17 protein-coding genes are annotated in these 15,712 nt (G+C 66.9%); 6 read left to right on the plus strand and 11 right to left on the minus strand.

Annotated features, from left to right (window positions below; genetic code table 11):
* Positions 1-281: 281 nt before the first annotated feature.
* Positions 282-506 (minus strand): DUF2188 domain-containing protein, encoded by a 225-nt coding sequence (locus D3H34_RS28835; protein WP_119558004.1) that lies wholly within the window; start codon positions 504-506, stop codon positions 282-284.
* A gap of 480 nt (positions 507-986) precedes the next feature.
* On the opposite strand from D3H34_RS28835, the gene D3H34_RS28840 reads away from it, so the two are divergent.
* Together D3H34_RS28840 and D3H34_RS28845 are read left to right on the plus strand one after the other, a co-directional pair.
* On the plus strand, positions 987-1,280 hold the full coding sequence (locus D3H34_RS28840) for a helix-turn-helix domain-containing protein (protein ID WP_167481293.1): 294 nt from the start codon (positions 987-989) through the stop codon (positions 1,278-1,280).
* Positions 1,277-1,816, plus strand: a complete 540-nt coding sequence (locus D3H34_RS28845) for an ImmA/IrrE family metallo-endopeptidase (RefSeq protein WP_119558008.1) — start codon at positions 1,277-1,279, stop codon at positions 1,814-1,816. Before D3H34_RS28840 ends, D3H34_RS28845 begins: the two co-directional genes overlap by 4 nt.
* 400 nt (positions 1,817-2,216) lie before the next feature.
* Here the strand turns inward: D3H34_RS28845 and D3H34_RS28850 are convergent, their stop codons facing one another.
* Entirely contained in the window at positions 2,217-3,431 is a 1,215-nt protein-coding gene (locus D3H34_RS28850; RefSeq protein ID WP_119558010.1) for an ABC transporter substrate-binding protein, read from the minus strand.
* Between the two features lie 403 nt (positions 3,432-3,834).
* Here D3H34_RS28850 and D3H34_RS28855 point away from each other — a divergent pair, with 403 nt between their 5' ends.
* The 3 genes from D3H34_RS28855 to D3H34_RS28865 all read left to right on the plus strand — a co-directional run bounded on the left by D3H34_RS28855 (position 3,835) and on the right by D3H34_RS28865 (position 6,385).
* Positions 3,835-4,368: a hypothetical protein gene (locus D3H34_RS28855; RefSeq protein WP_119558012.1), complete on the plus strand. Its 534-nt coding sequence runs from the start codon at positions 3,835-3,837 to the stop codon at positions 4,366-4,368.
* Between the two features lie 118 nt (positions 4,369-4,486).
* A complete protein-coding gene (locus D3H34_RS28860) occupies positions 4,487-4,999 on the plus strand; it encodes a hypothetical protein (RefSeq protein ID WP_119558014.1) in 513 nt (170 codons plus the stop codon).
* Between the two features lie 183 nt (positions 5,000-5,182).
* Positions 5,183-6,385 carry a metallophosphoesterase gene (locus D3H34_RS28865; protein ID WP_167481294.1) on the plus strand — a complete coding sequence of 401 codons (1,203 nt, stop codon included), beginning with the start codon at positions 5,183-5,185 and terminating at the stop codon, positions 6,383-6,385.
* Between the two features lie 21 nt (positions 6,386-6,406).
* Here D3H34_RS28865 and D3H34_RS28870 read toward each other — a convergent pair whose 3' ends face one another.
* The 4 genes from D3H34_RS28870 to D3H34_RS28885 all read right to left on the minus strand — a co-directional run bounded on the left by D3H34_RS28870 (position 6,407) and on the right by D3H34_RS28885 (position 10,117).
* Positions 6,407-6,907: a polyhydroxyalkanoate granule-associated phasin gene (locus tag D3H34_RS28870; protein ID WP_119558016.1), complete on the minus strand. Its 501-nt coding sequence runs from the start codon at positions 6,905-6,907 to the stop codon at positions 6,407-6,409.
* A gap of 119 nt (positions 6,908-7,026) precedes the next feature.
* Positions 7,027-8,004 (minus strand): lysylphosphatidylglycerol synthase domain-containing protein, encoded by a 978-nt coding sequence (locus tag D3H34_RS28875; RefSeq protein WP_119558018.1) that lies wholly within the window; start codon positions 8,002-8,004, stop codon positions 7,027-7,029.
* Positions 8,001-9,293: a cardiolipin synthase ClsB gene (clsB, locus tag D3H34_RS28880; protein WP_119558047.1), complete on the minus strand. Its 1,293-nt coding sequence runs from the start codon at positions 9,291-9,293 to the stop codon at positions 8,001-8,003. The genes D3H34_RS28875 and clsB overlap by 4 nt, the downstream gene beginning before the upstream one ends.
* Before the next feature lie 14 nt (positions 9,294-9,307).
* A complete protein-coding gene (locus D3H34_RS28885; protein WP_119558020.1) occupies positions 9,308-10,117 on the minus strand; it encodes an endonuclease/exonuclease/phosphatase family protein in 810 nt (269 codons plus the stop codon).
* 232 nt (positions 10,118-10,349) lie between these two features.
* On the opposite strand from D3H34_RS28885, the gene D3H34_RS28890 reads away from it, so the two are divergent.
* Positions 10,350-10,724: a serine/threonine protein kinase gene (locus D3H34_RS28890; RefSeq protein WP_286186393.1), complete on the plus strand. Its 375-nt coding sequence runs from the start codon at positions 10,350-10,352 to the stop codon at positions 10,722-10,724.
* Positions 10,725-10,831: 107 nt separating this feature from the next.
* On the opposite strand, the gene D3H34_RS28895 is transcribed toward D3H34_RS28890, so the two are convergent.
* The 5 genes from D3H34_RS28895 to D3H34_RS28915 all read right to left on the minus strand — a co-directional run bounded on the left by D3H34_RS28895 (position 10,832) and on the right by D3H34_RS28915 (position 15,702).
* Positions 10,832-11,410 (minus strand): Spy/CpxP family protein refolding chaperone, encoded by a 579-nt coding sequence (locus D3H34_RS28895; RefSeq protein WP_119558022.1) that lies wholly within the window; start codon positions 11,408-11,410, stop codon positions 10,832-10,834.
* 149 nt (positions 11,411-11,559) lie between these two features.
* Positions 11,560-12,633, minus strand: a complete 1,074-nt coding sequence (locus D3H34_RS28900; protein ID WP_119558024.1) for a flavodoxin family protein — start codon at positions 12,631-12,633, stop codon at positions 11,560-11,562.
* Positions 12,634-12,728: 95 nt separating this feature from the next.
* Positions 12,729-13,622: a pirin family protein gene (locus tag D3H34_RS28905; RefSeq protein ID WP_119558026.1), complete on the minus strand. Its 894-nt coding sequence runs from the start codon at positions 13,620-13,622 to the stop codon at positions 12,729-12,731.
* A gap of 71 nt (positions 13,623-13,693) precedes the next feature.
* Positions 13,694-14,458 (minus strand): GNAT family N-acetyltransferase, encoded by a 765-nt coding sequence (locus D3H34_RS28910; RefSeq protein WP_119558028.1) that lies wholly within the window; start codon positions 14,456-14,458, stop codon positions 13,694-13,696.
* Complete coding sequence (locus D3H34_RS28915) at positions 14,455-15,702, minus strand: biosynthetic peptidoglycan transglycosylase (RefSeq protein ID WP_286186395.1); 1,248 nt, start codon at positions 15,700-15,702, stop codon at positions 14,455-14,457. Before D3H34_RS28915 ends, D3H34_RS28910 begins: the two co-directional genes overlap by 4 nt.
* Between the last annotated feature and the right edge of the window lie 10 nt (positions 15,703-15,712).

Raw genomic sequence — 15,712 nt, forward strand, 5'->3', positions numbered from 1 at the left:
TCATGTCCATGGTGATCACTCCTCGAACCCCGCCGCTTAAATAAACAGCAGGGTAGGTTGAACACCTGGCTCACTTTTACTTCGGCACTACCTACAAAACTGGCTCAGTTTCCGGTCGGCGCCAACAGACTTGATGGCTGCAATGACCGCGTCGTAGTTCTTGTCCGGCGCGTGCAGGTCGTAAGAAATAAAGTAGCTGCTCATGATTCAAGAATCCGAGTTGATGTGGTTAAAAAAATGCCCCGACACAACCTCGAGAGGCAGTGCCGGGGCGTTTCTCTTTAGCCCGCCGGCGGGAACGGATCGTTCCCGTAGCTGTCGCGCTCACGGATGCGGCCATCGCGTCCGTGGACGAACATCTCGGTTTCCTGGTTCTTGCTGATATCGCGCGCGCGGTCGATCGCTTCCTGCTGAGTCTGGAAGACTTCAGTGACGCGGTCCGAACCGCTCTTGCGCACGGCCCACCCGTCGGAGTGGGGCACAACATGTTGCGTTGCTTTGCTCATTTTGGATTCTGTCCTTTTACTGATGAACTGAATTGCTCTTGATCGAGCGATCTAGCACCCTCAGCTATGTGCTGAGGGGGAAGGACGTGCCATTGCCTGGCGGCTGGCACGTGCAGCAGTCGGGTACTTGACCCGCAGTCAGTTGCGCTAGTTATTGATACGGCATGAACCCTCGCGTTTCCAAGCGATGAGTCATGTCTTTCAGTTCACAGTAGAATCCAAGGCTGTCCACCACGACTGCCATTCAGATTTAGCTGATGCTGATCGACATGCCACCAAGTGCTTACTTTGGTGGAGCAAGGGCCGGGGCCTTCTAGGTTCCGGCCCTTGTTGCATTTTCGGCCCTGCAACTCTTTGGCACTGTACCACAGAGACTGCCAAACCGCTAAGGAGCGTGCCTCTTGCAGGCCACTTACCTGTGGATAACTCAAAAATGTCAGTTATATTGACAAAATAACTGGGGTTTGCTATTATTTGGTTGTGGAAGAGCTGTACGTACGATTCGGCGCAAATGTGCGACAACAACGCCGCGCTCAAAAACTGAGCCAGGAACGGCTCGGTGAGTTGACTGATATGGGGCGGCCGACTGTCGCTGCTATTGAAGCGGGGCGTCAGGCGGTGACTCTTCATCAGGCTGTCGCCTTGAGCAACGTCTTGGCGGTCGGACTGATGGAACTGATAGGGGTAGGCGGTGCGCCGAGCGTCGATGGCTTGGAACAAGTACTCGACGATCACGATTTACGAATTGTTCAGCAACTTCGAGGTGCTTCTTGATTAGATCTCGCTCAGCTATTGAAGATGAGGCGATCGGGGCCCGACAAAAAGCAAAACAGCTCACGATTCCAGTTGACCCAACCGCAGTGGCGGCTGCATACAGCGCGCGTGTTGTCCACGAGAGCTTCACTGACGATCTGTCGGGGGTTCTGGTGCGAAAAGGCGACTTGAACACCATCGCCGTAAATGAAAGCGACAGCCTCGTTCGCAGGCGGTTCACAGTCGCGCACGAGTGCGGTCATTTGATTCTGGGTCACAAAGGCGAAGTCTTTGTCGACAAGCAGGTTGTCAATCGACGTAACACCACATCTTCTCTGGCCATTGATGATCAGGAAATTGAAGCCAATCAGTTTGCAGCGTCACTCTTAATGCCAAGAGCCGAAGTCGTCGAACACCTCGATCAGCTATCCAAGTCTTGTCGTCAGCGTGCGGTGCTCGTTGAATTGATGGCAAGGTCATTTTGTGTCAGCAAGAAGGCCATGGAGTACCGTTTGGTCAACCTTGGCTTGATTGCGTCGCCTGACGACGACTCTTGAGCGATAGGTTCGCATTGGCGGCGCGCCGACGAACAACTAGAGTGCCTCACATCATCGATAGACTTGAGACAGTTGCTCACAGGACGAATGGAGAGTAGGTGCAACCTGTCCTCGGTGTTCTGGCGAAGTGATGATTCGGAGCACGGCACAAGCCAGACTTCGCAGACGATAGAAAGCAGTCGGTCGTCATCTCCTCGGGCAGACCGTCTTTTTTGCATGTTCTCTGAGAAACATGTCCAGAAGATTCTCAGAAAAGATGCGTAACCTGCCGATAGGCTTGATGCAGCTTTTGCATCTACTCTGAGAACCTACAGATCGATGACGTGCCACGGCGCGACACGCCGCGTGTCGCGCTGTGCGCTGCGAATGCGAAGGCGTCCAACGGACGCCTTCTTCGTTTTCACTGTTTGCGTTGCACGAACAGGTTGCGCTTGGCGTCCTCGGGGTACGCGAAGGTGATCTGCCCGTTGCGCACCACGCCCATCACCAGCATGTTGGACGAAATCGCGTCCTTGTCCTTGTCCGAGAACGACTTGTCGTAGGTCGTGACGACGCCGTAGTAGGGGCGCTTGGGCTGCTCGAGCGCGGTCTTGATCGCCGGGCCCTCGAGCTTGCCGTTCGGCACATTGAACATCGCGTGGGCCAGCAGGTAGGTGGCGTCGTAGGCCTGCGCGGCGGCCATCGGGACCGGGATGCGCTTCGCGTTGAATTTGCGCGTGTAGTTGGAAAGGAACGACGAGCGGCGCTCGTTGCTCGGCTCGGCGATGAAGCTCTGCGCCACCAAGGTGCCTTCGGCGGCGTCCCGGGCGCCGTCGATGAACGAAGGGAAGGACAGCGTCCAGGGCCCCACCTGCGGCACCTTCCAACCCAGGGCCTGGCGGCTGCGCGCGATGACGGCGTTTTCGGGGCCCACGGTGTAGCTGAAGATGACATCCGCGCCGGCCGCCTTGGCCTCCGACAGTTCCTTCGTCAGGTCTTTCACGCCGAGCTGGAAGCGGCCCACGTACACGGGCTTGAGATTCCTGGCCGCCAGCGCCTTCTCGACATCCTTCAGGCCCGCCTCGCCATAGCCGGTGGCGTCGTGCAGCACGGCGATCCGTTTCCAGCCGCGCGCCAGCAGGTCGTCGACCACGAAGGGTGCCTGGATGCCGTCCTTGGGCGACGTGCGAAACACGTAGCTCGTGGCGGGCGGGTAGGTCGAGGTCAGCGGCGAGCCGGTGGCGCAGGGCACGATCAGCGGCAACTTCGCGTCATTGAAAACGGACAGCGAATTCATCGCCACGCCGGTGTTGCAGAAGCCAATGGTGGCGACCACCTTTTCGTTCGCGAGGGCCTGGGAGTGCGAGCGACCGATTTCCGGATTGGCCTGGTCGTCCTTGATGACCAATTCGAGTGAGCGGCCGAGATATCCGCCCACGGCATTGATTTCGTCGGTGGCCATCTTCACACCGTTGAGCATGGGCACGCCGAAATCGGCCGAAGGCCCGGTGAAAGGGCCGATGACGCCAATGCGGATCGGCGCGGCGCCAGGCTGCAAGGGCACCTGGGCTGCAGCCTGAATGGACAGGCCCAAACCCAGCAGCAGGAAAGCGAATCGGCAATGGAGAGGCGGCATTTTGAATCGAGCGATTGGAAGGAAGGCCGAGCCTAATTTCTTCGTCGATCCTTCAATAGCTAGGGAATGCCCAGTCAATTGCGCACCAATTTCGTCTTTTGTTGTGAATTCGATTCAGGCAATAGACGTTGAAGCGTCCGCACGCACAGGTGCGAACCCCGGGCTGCGCCGGTCCGATGCGCGCTACCGCCCCGGTTCGCGGGCCCCATCTCAGGGTTTCCGATGAAAAGCTCCCGAAAAGTGTGAATGGCGCCCGTCACACGGGCGTCACCAGCTATGAAAACAATAGCATTCACCTGCACAACGCAGAAGCTTCCTCGTAAACGCTATATCTAGCCCGACTCTTGCTAAGCAAAATTCCTGACGGATTTCCTGTCACGCAAGATCGAGGACACACAGAGCAATGAACCCCAAGCGTTTCCAACGGCCCGTGGCGGCACTGGTTCTGGGCGGCGCATCGGCCGCAGCGGCCTTCCTCGGGGCCGTGTCGCCGGCCCATGCGTTCTCGAACCCGCCGATCCAGGTCGCGCAGGGCATCGAATACATGTGCGGCGGTGCCGCCAAGGGCGAAACCGCCTTCCTGGAAATGGTGGCGCCGCGCTGGGCCGCGACCATCAACTTCCGCGTGAACGACGGCAAGGGCGCGCAGCAGGCCGGCTTCCCGGCCAAGGCGGCCATTCAGGTGCGCCAGAAATACACGGGCCAGACGGTGATGGAAGTGCAGACCCAGGCGCCCTACATGCTCGCGCGGCTCGAACCGGGCGCCTACGACGTCGACGTGACGCTGGGCGGACTCACGCTCACGCAGCAACTGGTCGTGATTGCCGGCATTCCGGCGCGCGCCACGTTCGTCTGGCCGTCGAACTTCGACATGGCCTCGATCGCGCCGCCGCTGCCCCAGGCGCAAGCGCTGGCACAGACCACCGTCGCCCGCTGACGGCCGGACGCGGGCCGCTGCGGTCCGCGCGGTTCGGTTAAGTCTTCCTTAAGTCGTGCGCGGCACAGTGCCTTCCTGCGTGGCCCTTCGCCACCACTGCCCGGAAAGGAAGGCTTCGATGTCTCTCACCACCACCCCCTTGTCCCTGTTCTCGCACGCCCGGCCGGTGGCCGCGGCAACCGGAGCGGCCTTGCTCGTGCTGCTCGGCGGCGCGCTCGCGGCGCAGCCGGCCCAGGCCGCCGTGAACCCGACGATCCACATGACGCACGGCGTCGAGTACATGAGCGGCGGCATCGGCCAGGACGAGGCGCAGCTGATGGAAACCGTGTCGCCGCGCTGGCCCGCGAGCTTCGAATTCGCGATCAAGGACGGCCGCCGCGCCGACTTCGCCGCCGGCGTGCACGTCACGGTGCGCGACAGCCACGGCACGGCGCTGCTCGACAACGTGGTTTCGGGCGGACCGTTCATGGTGGCGCGGCTCGAGCCGGGCCGCTATGAAGTGGAGGCTCGCATCGGCGGCCAGACACTGCGGCAAACGCTGCAGGTGTCGCCGGGTGCGCCCGCCAAGGCCGTCTTCGAATGGCCGGCGGGCACCGACATGGCGTCGGCCGGCACGCGCACGGTGCGATAGACGCGGCGGCATCCCGCCGCGGCCGACACCGAACCGTCACGTCCGCGGCGCCACAACGCCCGCTATCCGGTTGCCTTGCGCTATAGAAAAAATAGCGACCCAGGCAGCCTTCGACGCCTTGAATGCGCGGCATGCGCCTTGCAGATGGCGTGTCCCGGGCGATGCCCGCGTCCCCCAATCCCGATGCCGATCCGTCCCCTGAGCGTCCTGACCGCGCTCCTGCACGTCTATATCGCGCTGCGCCTGCTGCCCGCGCTGGCGTCGCTCACGCCTGCGTGGCCGCTCGTGCTCGTGCTGCTGGCGGTGTCGGCGGTCACGATGCCGCTGCCGTTCGTGTCGCGTCGCCAGAAGGCGGGTGCCGACCGCAAGGCAAGGCCGGCGGGCGAGACGCTGCACTGGATCGGGCTGATCAGCATGGGCTGGTTCTCCTCGCTCTTCGTGCTGACGCTGGTGCGCGACCTCGGCCTGCTGCTGGCCTGGTTGGCAAGCGCAGTGGGCGGCCTGCAGGTGCCCTGGGGCACGGTGGCGCCGTGGAGCGCGCTGGCGGCATTGGCGCTGGCCACGGGCGTGTCGCTGGTCGGCTTCGTCAACGCACGCCGCACGGCCGGCGTGAAGCAGGTCGACGTGCCGATCCGCGGCCTGCCCGCCGCGCTGGCCGGCTTCACGATCGCCCAGCTCAGCGACATCCACGTGGGTCCGACGATCCGCAACGGCTACATCCAGCGCATCGTCGACGCGGTGAACGGGCTCGGCGCCGACGCCATCGCGATCACGGGCGACCTGGTGGACGGCAGCGTGCCCGAGCTGCGCGAGCACATCGCGCCGCTGGCGGGGCTGCGCGCACGCCACGGCACCTTCGTGGTCACGGGCAACCACGAGTACTACGCGGGCGCGCATGCCTGGATCGACGAGCTGCGCCGCCTCGGCCTGACGGTGCTGCTGAACGAGCACGTGGTGCTGCAGACGCGCAACGTGCGCGGCGCGCAGACCGACGAAGAGCTGTTCGAGAGCGCGCTGGTGCTGGCCGGCGTGACCGACTTCACCGCCGGCCACTTCGACGCCGCGCATGCGAGCGATCCGCACCTGGCGCTGTACGACGCGCCGCCGCTCGTTCACACCCGCGTGCTGCTGGCACACCAGCCGCGCAGCGCGCCGGTGGCGGCCGCGGCCGGCTACCAGCTGCAGCTGTCAGGCCACACGCACGGCGGCCAGTTCTTCCCGTGGAACCTGTTCGTGCCGATGCAGCAGCCGTTCACGGCCGGCCTGCACCGGTTGCACGACATGTGGATCTACGTGAGCCGGGGCACCGGCTACTGGGGGCCGCCGAAGCGCTTCGGCGCGCCGTCGGAAATCACGCTGGTGACGCTGGTCCCGGCGCCATCCTGATCTGAAAAAGAAGAAGGGCCGTCAGGCCTGCAGTTCGGCCAGCAGTCGCCGTGCATTCGACGTGGCGGCGGCATGGATCGGCTTCAGGCCTTCGCGCGCGACCCGCGCCGCCACGCCGGAGAACTGACCGGCCGTGCTGGCGCCGCGCGCCGTGGCCTGCACGAACGCGTCACCGTGCGTGGCCGCCTGGGCCGGCGTGAAGCTGCCAGCCAGCGAGAAGAGGGCCGTCGCGCCCTGCAGCCACTGCTGCCACGCACGCTGAGCCAACGACGCCTGGCTGCTGTTCCATTGCTTGACCATCGCCAGGCCCGATTCGCTCGCCGCGGCGAGCTTTTCGTGGCCCATCAGATGAAATTCCGCGAGGTCGGAGGCGCTGGGCGTGAGCCCCGCCCTGGCGATGCGCTCGGTGCGCATGCGGATCACCGCGCCGGACGACAGCAGGGTCTCGTGGGTCTTGAGGGCCAGGTCGACCCATTGCATCAGCGGACTGGCCAGGCGGGCGGTGGTACTGAAGGACGACATGGGAAGAGGGGGGCGTGGGGGAACAGAGGGCCACTATAGGCCTGCGCCGTGTGAATTGTTGCAGTGCAACAATTTCTGACCGTCATTTCGCCGATCCGCTTCCTGGCTGCGGGCAATATTTAACGATTGTTGTGGTTGTTGCCGGCCCCTGCGCGCAGCCGCCGCGCCCGCGCCTCGGTGACGAGGTAGGCCACGAGCGCCACGGCCAGCGGCCCCAGGTAGTAGAGCGCGCGGTAGGCCAGCAGCGCGCCCAGCAGCCGTGTTTCCGGCACCTCGTGCGCCAGCAGCGCCACGAACACCGCCTCCAGCACGCCGAGCCCCGCCGGCACGTGCGTGACGACGCCCGCCACGGCGGCGACCAGCAGCACCGCGAGCACGTGCGGATACCCGACCTCGCCCTGCAGCAGCACCCAGATCACGCCGCCGATGAGCGACCAGTTGACGCACGACATCGCCAGCTGCAGCAAGGCCATCGGCAGCGTCGGCGTGCGCAGCACATGGCCGCGCACGCGCCAGACACGGCCCTCGGACAACGCGCACAGCGCAAGGTACGCGAGCGACACCATCAGCAGCACCGCGCCGAGCATGCGCAGGCCGCCGCCGTCGATCTTCCAGTCGGGCGGCAGCGCCATCGGCCAGAAGCAGAACGCGGCACCGGCCACCACCAGGTAGCCGAGCCAGTTGGTCAGCATGCTGAAGCCCAGCACGCGCGTGATGGTTTCGTTGCCGAGCCCCAGGCGCGAGTACAGCCGGTAGCGGAAGGCCACACCGCCGATCAGCGAGCCGAAGTTGAGGTTGAAGGCGTAGCTGATGAAGGTCACGCCGATCACCGTGCCCGCGCCGAGCCGGTGCTTCGTGAGGTGGCGCCCCAGCAGGTCGTAGGTGCTGTAGAGCGCGAAGCTGGCGGCGGCCAGTGCGCCGGCCGCGAGCAGGGTGGGCGCAGGCAACGCGCGCAGCGCGGCGAACACCTCGGCCCAGTCAATGGTGCGCGCCTGCTTCAGCAGCAGCCAGGCGATGGCGCCGAAGAAGGCCCAGATCGCCACACGCCGCACCCACGGCCACCAGGGCCGGTGGGTGAGCGCGAGCGCCGTGCTCATGCGGCCTCCGTGCGCGCCGAGCCTTCGCTGCCGTCCTGTTCGTCGCGCTTTTTCTGTTGCTGCGCCATGAGGTCGGTCGCCTCGGCCGGCGTCAGCCGCGGCGCATGGCGCGGCAACCGGTTGAGCCACGACGGATACCAGCGCAAGAAGTGAAAGACGAAGAAGCTGCGCACCAGCCGCCAGCCGCTCCATTCGCTGGCCAGGTCTTCCGTGTCGATCTGCTTGCAGCTGTGCTGCATGAGCCGGTCCATGCGCTCCCACAGCACACCGTTGAACGCGGTGTCGCGCACCACCACGTTGGCCTCGAGGTTGAGCGACAGGCTCAGCGGATCGAGGTTGCTCGAGCCCACGGTGCTCCAGCGGTCGTCCATGAGCGCGACCTTGCCGTGCAGCGGGCGGTCGCAGTACTCGTAGATGCGCACGCCCGCGTGCAGCAGGTGGTGGTACAGCATGCCGGCGGCGGTCTTCACGATGGGCATGTCGGGCTCGCCCTGCAGGATCAGGCGCACGTCGACGCCCCGGCGCGCCGCGCGCCGCAGTTCCTTGATGAGCCGGTAGCCCGGAAAGAAGTACGCGTTGGCGATCACGATGCGCTCGCGCGCGGCGCGGATCGCGGCGCGGTAGTGGCGCTCGATGTCGTTGGTGTGACGGCGGTTGTCGCGCGTGACGAAGATCGCGTCGACCTCGCCCGCCGCGGCCTGCTGCTGCGACACGGGCGGCGCCTGCTTCAGCCGGCGCCGGAACCAGCCCGCGCCCTTGCCGCCGAGCGCGATCGCGCGCAGCACGAACTGGTGGATCTCCGCCACGATCGGCCCTGCCAGTTCGACCGCGTAGTCCTGCTTGGCCTTGGGTCCGAAGTCGAGCAGGTGATCGGCCGAATAGTTGATGCCGCCCACGAAGGCGCGCGCGCCGTCGATCACCACGATCTTGCGATGCATGCGGCGGAACACGTTGAGCCGCTGGCCCAGGAAGCGTTGGCCGGGGTCGAACACCCGTACCTTGACGCCGGCGCTGGCAAGGCTTTCGAGGTATTCGTGCGAGAGGTCGGGCGAGCCGAAGCCGTCGATCATCAGGTCGACCTTCACGCCGCGCAGCGCCGCATCACGCATGGCCGCGTGCAGCGCCAGGCCCACCTTGTCCTCGAACAGGATGAAGGTCTCGATGATCACTTCGCGCCGCGCCGCGCCGATGGCCTCGAACACGCGCGGAAAGAACTCCTCGCCGTTCTCCAGCAGTTCGATGCGGTTGCCGGCGGTCCAGTGGCCGGCGCGTTCGTGGGTGTCCTGCATCGTCGCCTCGCCGTTCACAGGTCGATGTCCGCCGCCAGCGGGGCGTGGTCCGACAGATGCGACCAGGGCCGGCGCGGCAGCACCACGGGTGCATGCACGCTCGCGTTGCGCACGTAGATGCGGTCCAGCGGCAGCAGCGGCAGGCGCGCCGGAAAGGTGCGCGCTGCGCGGCCGTGGGCATGCACGAACACTTCGCGCAGCGAGGCGCCTTCGGCGAGCACGTCATGCGCGCGGCCGCGCCAGTCGTTGAAGTCGCCCGCGACGATCAGCGGCGCGTCGGCCGGCACCTCGTCGCGCACGATGTGGCACAGGAGTTCCAGCTGCTGCTGCCGATGCGCCTCGGCCAGCCCGAGGTGCGCGCAGATCGCATGCACGTCGACCGTGCGCCCGGGCAGGCGCAGCACGCAGTGCAGCAGGCCGCGCTTCTCGGGGCCGCTCACCGACACATCGTGGTTGCGGAAGTGCACGATCGGAAACTTCGACAACACCGCGTTGCCGTGGTGCCCCTTCGGATACACCGCGTTGCGTCCGTAGGCGAACTGCGGCCACATGGTGTCGGCCAGGAATTCGTAGTGCGGCGCCTCGGGCCAGTTGTTCACCTTGCGCGAATGGCGCGCGTGCGTGCCCATCACTTCCTGCAGGAACACCACGTCGGCGCCCACGGTGCGCACCGCGTCGCGCAGCTCCGGAAGGATGAAGCGGCGGTTGAGCGCCGTGAAGCCCTTGTGGGTGTTCACGGTCATCACCTTGAGCGAGGCCGGTGCGGCAACCACGGCAGCCGCAGCAACAGCGTCAGGCAGCGGAGAAGAAGGGGAAGAGGACATCGGTGCCCTCGTTGTACGTGGCCCCGCGCGCGACGACTGTAGGAACGCGCCACCTTCTTCGGGCGGCTTTCACGCAAGGGCGGCGGGCTCCTACAGGCAGGCCTGCCGCACCCCGACACGGCGCCTGAAACGAGGCTCCTACGGTGGTTTCAAAGCCGACGCCTTCTCACTCACCGATCTCACTGAAACGGCACCGCGCTTTGCTTTTTCCATCTTCCGAAAGGAGCATTCCATGATGACCACCCTGCAACGCCTGACGATCCCCGCCGCGCTGCTCGCCGCCCTGCTGGGCGCCGGCGTCGCCCAGGCCCAGAAGCCGGCGCCCGCCGCGCCGATGGCGGGCGACAGCTCGATGCCCGCCTCGCGTGAAGCCGTGAAGGCCGAGGCCCGCGCACAGAACCGCAACAACGCCAACAGCGTCGTGCCCAAGGGCGAGGCCAGCACCACCGTGAACCACCAGCCCAACGCGATGCCTGCGCCCACTGGCGAGCGCTCGCGCGCGGAGGTTCGCGCCGAGACCCACCACGTGAAGCCGCGCTTCGGTCAGCCGGGTGAACGCCCGGCCGTGCCGACCAACCCGACCGAGAAGACGGGCACGCCGCAGTAACGCTGCACGCGAATGGGCGTGCCCACGAAAAAGCCCGCGACACCTTGAGCGTCGCGGGCTTTTTCTTGCCCTTTCCTGGAGACCGGCCCCTTCAGCCGGTCGCCGGGTCAGCTCTTGGCCGGGGCTGCGCCGTGGTGGCCTTCATGGCCGCCGTGGCCGCGGTGCCCGCGATGGCCGTGGCCGCCGAACTTCGCGGTCTCGGCGTCGAAGGTCTTCTGCTGCTCGGGCGTCAGCGCGGCATAGAAGGTCTTGGTCGCTTCAGCACGCTTGGCGAACATCGCGCTGCGTTCGGCCTGGCGGGCCTGCATGCGTTCCAGGCGCTGCGGCGTGGTCAGCTTGGCGAACTCGGCGCGGTCCATGCGCTGCGGGCGCGCACCGGCCGGCGGCTGGCGGGACTCGGTGAAGCTGGTCCATGCGCCTTCCTGGGCGCTGGTGAGCTTGAGCTTGTCCTTCAATGCCGCCATGCGCTTGGCACGGTGTTCCTTCATCCGCTCCATGCGCTGCGCCGGGTCCATGCGCTTGTGTTGCGCCTTGGGCGCGGCCGTGCCGTCGGCGGGTGCCGTGGCGGCCGTGGGCGCGGCGGTCGACGGGGTGGCGGCCGGCGCTTGAGCGAAGGCGCCCGAGGAGGCGAGGGCGGCCGACCCCAACAGGCTGGCCCAGACGATGCGTTGGCGAAGAGAGATCATGAGACGCGCTTCCTTTCGAAGAAGTCCGCCACCAAAGGGCAGCGGGTGAGACGAAGTGTGGAGCGCCTCTGTAACGCCGCCGTGAGGCGAGCGTTAGCTTGCGTAAAGAAGCATGAACCGCAGCGCGGGTGGGCCACGCGGGGTGTGACTTACTTGGGCCTGGGCGGCTTCAACCCGCGATCAGGCACCTGCAGCTTGCCCGCGCGCAACGCGGCCACCGCCAGCACCACCGCGCGCGCGACATTGCGCACTTCCTCCTGCACGTCGGCATCGGCGTCGAGCGCGTCGTGGCTGGTGGCATAGGGTTCGTAATAGCCGATGTAGCGATCGAGCCGCGCCTGCGCGCCGGCGTCGACCAGGCCCATCCAGTCGAGCCAGTCCGTGAGGTTGCGGCGCAGGCCCTCGGGGCCGGCCACGTCGCCGTGCACCACCACGCCGTAGACACGGCCTTCGAGGTGCTTCGGGTAGCCCCAGCCTTCAAGTTCGAGGGCCTTGGCTTCGTCGGGCTTCTTGCCGTGCGTGCTGGTGGGGTCGGGGTTGCCGCCATCGGCGCACACGAGCCGGTCGATCATGAGCTTCATCGGACTCGCGGCCTGGTACCAGTGCGTGGGCGTGAGCAGGATCACGCCGTGCGCAGCCACCCAGCGTTCATAGATCTCGTTCATCCAGTCGCCGGTCTGGCGCAACGCGTGGTTGGGGTAGCAGCTGCAGGGCCAGTGGCACAGCGGCATCGCGGTGGAGACGCAGCCCTTGCACGGATGGATGTGGCGCCCGTAGTCCGAGGTGAGCCGGCTCAGGTCGAGCACGTCGACCTCGATGCCACCGCCTTCGAGCACCTCGCGCGCGCACTGCGTGAGGCGCCAGGTCTTGGAGATCTCGCCGGGGCAGGTGCCGTCGTTGCGCGGCGAGCCGTTGACGAGCAGCACGCGCGAACGGGTTTCGGGCCGGCCCCAGGCGTCCTGCGCCGCGTCGATGCGCGCGCGGGCATCGAGCCAGTCGACCGAGAGTTCGTAGTCGGGGTCCGCATAGCCAGGACCTGCGCGACGCGTCACGGGCGCCTTGCGGCCCTCGTCGTACGCTTGCCAGGCGATGTCCTCGAGGCGTTGCAGCGCACCGGCTTCGGCCCGGAACGCCGGGTCGTGGAAGCTCTGCATGAAGCGGTCGTGGAACTCGGCGCGCTGCAGCATCGGCGGCGCCTGTCCCTTGCGTATCGTGGGAGGCATGACCGCAATCTAGGCGGCGTAGCGGCCCACGCGACCCGAACGTGGCGCCGTCTTTCGGTAGGCGGGCGACTACAGCCAGGAAAAGAGCGACAGGCTCAGCCGAGCTTGCCGTTCTGGAAGTCGTGCACCGCCTGCTTGATCTGCTCCTGCGTGTTCATCACAAAGGGGCCGTACTGCGCGATGGGTTCGTTCAGCGGCTTGCCCGCGATCAGCAGCGCGCGCGCCGGGCTGTGGTTGGTGGCACCGGCGCGCAGCACCGCGCCGTCGCTGCCGGGGTCGTTCGCGAGGATGGCCATGCGCCGCGTCGGCACCTCGCTGCCCGCGATCCACAGCGATTCGCGGAACACGTAGACCAGCGCGTTGTGCCCCGGCGGCAGCGGTTGCGCGAACTCGGCGCCGGGCGGCAGCGTGATGTCCAGGTACAGCGGCTCGGTGTGCGCGCGCTGCTCCGCGCCTGCGATGCCGTGGCTCACGCCCGCGATCACTCGCACGTGCGCGCCACTGGCAGTGGTGAATTCAGGGATCTCGCTGCTCTGGATGTCGCGGTACCAGGGCTCGCGCATCTTGTCCCTGGCGGGCAGGTTGAGCCAGAGCTGGAAGCCTTCCATCAGGCCTTTCTCCTGCTCGGGCAGCTCGCTGTGCACGAGGCCGCGGCCGGCCGTCATCCACTGCACGCCGCCGTTCTCGAGCAGGCCTTCGTGGCCCGCGCTGTCGCGGTGGCGCATGCGCCCGGCAATCATGTAGGTGACGGTTTCGAAGCCCCGGTGCGGGTGGTTCGGAAAGCCGCCGATGTAGTCGCCCGGGTTGTCGCTGCCGAAGGCATCGAGCATCAGGTACGGGTCGAGGCGCTTTTGCAGCGGCTGCTGCAGCACGCGGGTGAGTTTGACGCCGTCGCCGTCACTGGTGGAAACACCGGCCACGATGTGGTCGATGCCGCGCGGGGTGGCGACGGGATCGGTGGGGTGGTGGTGGGCGTGGACGTTCGTCATGCGCCCATGGTGGCACCAAAGCCCCGACCGCGCCACCCGTGGGGGCGTCCACTGCAATGAGGCTGTTCAGCTCAACCAGGCCACTGCTGGCGCTGCCAGTAGCGGTACTGCCAGCGCGTTTCGAAGCCCGCGCGTCTGTAAAGAGCCAACGCAGGCTGGTTCTGCGCATCCACCTGCAGGAACACGCGCTCGAAGCCGCGCGCCAGCGCTGCCTGCGCCAGCCCGGCGAGCACGCGCCCGGCCAGGCCGCGTCCGCGCTGCGATTGCTCGGTGCGCATGCCGTGGACGCTGGCCCAGCCGTGGCCGAAGGCCATCGCTCCCGCCGCCACGGTGCTGCCGTTCTCGCGCACGCTCGCAAAAAGCGAGCCCGTGGCGCGTGCCAGCGAGCGCACGCGGTGCACGCCATCGACCGGGTCGAAGCCTTCGCCAAGGAACAGCGCGGCCCAGGCCGGATCGGGCGACGCATCGACATCGGCCACCCGGACATCCGCCGCGACGAGGTCGCGCATGCGCCGTGCCGATCCGGTCTGCACGCAGGTCGGGTTGTCATCGACGTAGTGCCGCCGCGCCAGTTCGGCGCGCAGCGTGTCGAAGCACGGAGCGTCGGCCAGCCGCAGCGCGGGCGCGACCTGGCGGCTGTCGCAGCGGTCCTCGATGCGGTCGAGCGTGGCGGGTTCGACCTCGCCGCGATGCAGCGGCACGGCGGAGCGGGCGCGCTTGACGGTGCCGCGGTCGAAAGGCAGCAGCCAGCCGTCGAGTTCCTCGCAGGCTTCGGGCGCCACCGCGGCGACGGTGGCGCGCTCGATGGCTTCGATGTCGTGCGCACCGAGGCTCATTGCACAGCCTCCGGTGGCGCGTACTTCGCTGCCGCCACGCTCTTGAGCAGCGCCTCGCGCTGGTTGCGGCTGATGCCGCGCACGCTCTCGGCCACCCACTTGGTGCGGTCGGGGTCGATCTGGCCGTCGCGCCGCCATTGCTCGAGCACGGCCTGCGGCTTGTGCAGCATGGCCGCGAGCCAGACCGCCTGCGTGGGTTCGAGCGTGCGCGCGCTGCGCTTGAAGTAGCGCCGCGCGGCGGCCTCACCGCCGCAGAGGTTGCCGCCCCAGGGCGCGTTGTCGAGGTACAGCTGCAGGATGCGGGCCTTGCCCAGCGTCTGCTCCATCTCGACCGCGTAGAGCAGCTCGCGCAGCTTGCGCTCGGCCGTGCGGTCGCTGCCCGTGACGAGCAGCTTGGCCAGCTGCTGCGTGAGCGTGCTGCCGCCGCGCCGGGCCTGGCCGGGCTTCTGGTTGTGGTCGATCGAGGCGAGGATTTCGGTCAGGTCGTAGCCGGCATGGCTGAAGAAACGCTGGTCTTCCGCCGCGATGACGGCACGCGCCAGCCAGCTGTCGTTGGCCAGCTTGGCCGACGGGCCGCAGCTGGTGCGCGCGCCCAGCATGGCTTCGGTGCCCAGGCCTTCGACCGTGAACTGGCTGATGGTCGGCTGCACCGCGAAGGTGGCTTCAGGCAGCAGCAATTGCGCCTGCAGCGCCAGCGTGCCGCCGATACGGGCGCGCTGCAGCTCGGGCAGCGTCGGCACCAGCACCGCATACCAGCGGGCGATGGGCGCGTCCTGCACGCGGGCGTCGAGTTGCAGGTTCTTCGGCGTGAGGCGGCCGGTCCAGCTGCCCTGGAGCAGGGCATTGCTGTCGGCCGCCTGGGGTGTGGCCTCGAAGGTGCCGGCGAGCGTGTTGCCGTCGCGCCGCACGGTGGCGACCAGCCGCTCGACCTTGATCGGCTGCGTGCCGAGCGCCGGCACGTCGGCGCTGCACGGCGCGCAGCGCATCTGCTGCTGGCCGGTCTTTTCGTTCCAGGTGAAATGCACGGTGCCGAAGCGGGTGTCGATCGCATGGCCGTCCAGCCGCGGCGCGAACCACGACGAGGTGGCCAGCCGCACGGCGGTGGGCACGCCGACCTCGAAGTCGAGCGGGCCGACCTTGACCGTGGTGCTCCACTCGCCCGCCGCCGGCGCGAGGGCGATCCTGGCGATCAGGAAGATGGCCACCAGGGCTGTCAGGACAAGGGCCAGCAGCCCGTAAAGCACGAATCTCAGG

It is taken from the genome of Acidovorax cavernicola, from assembly GCF_003581445.1.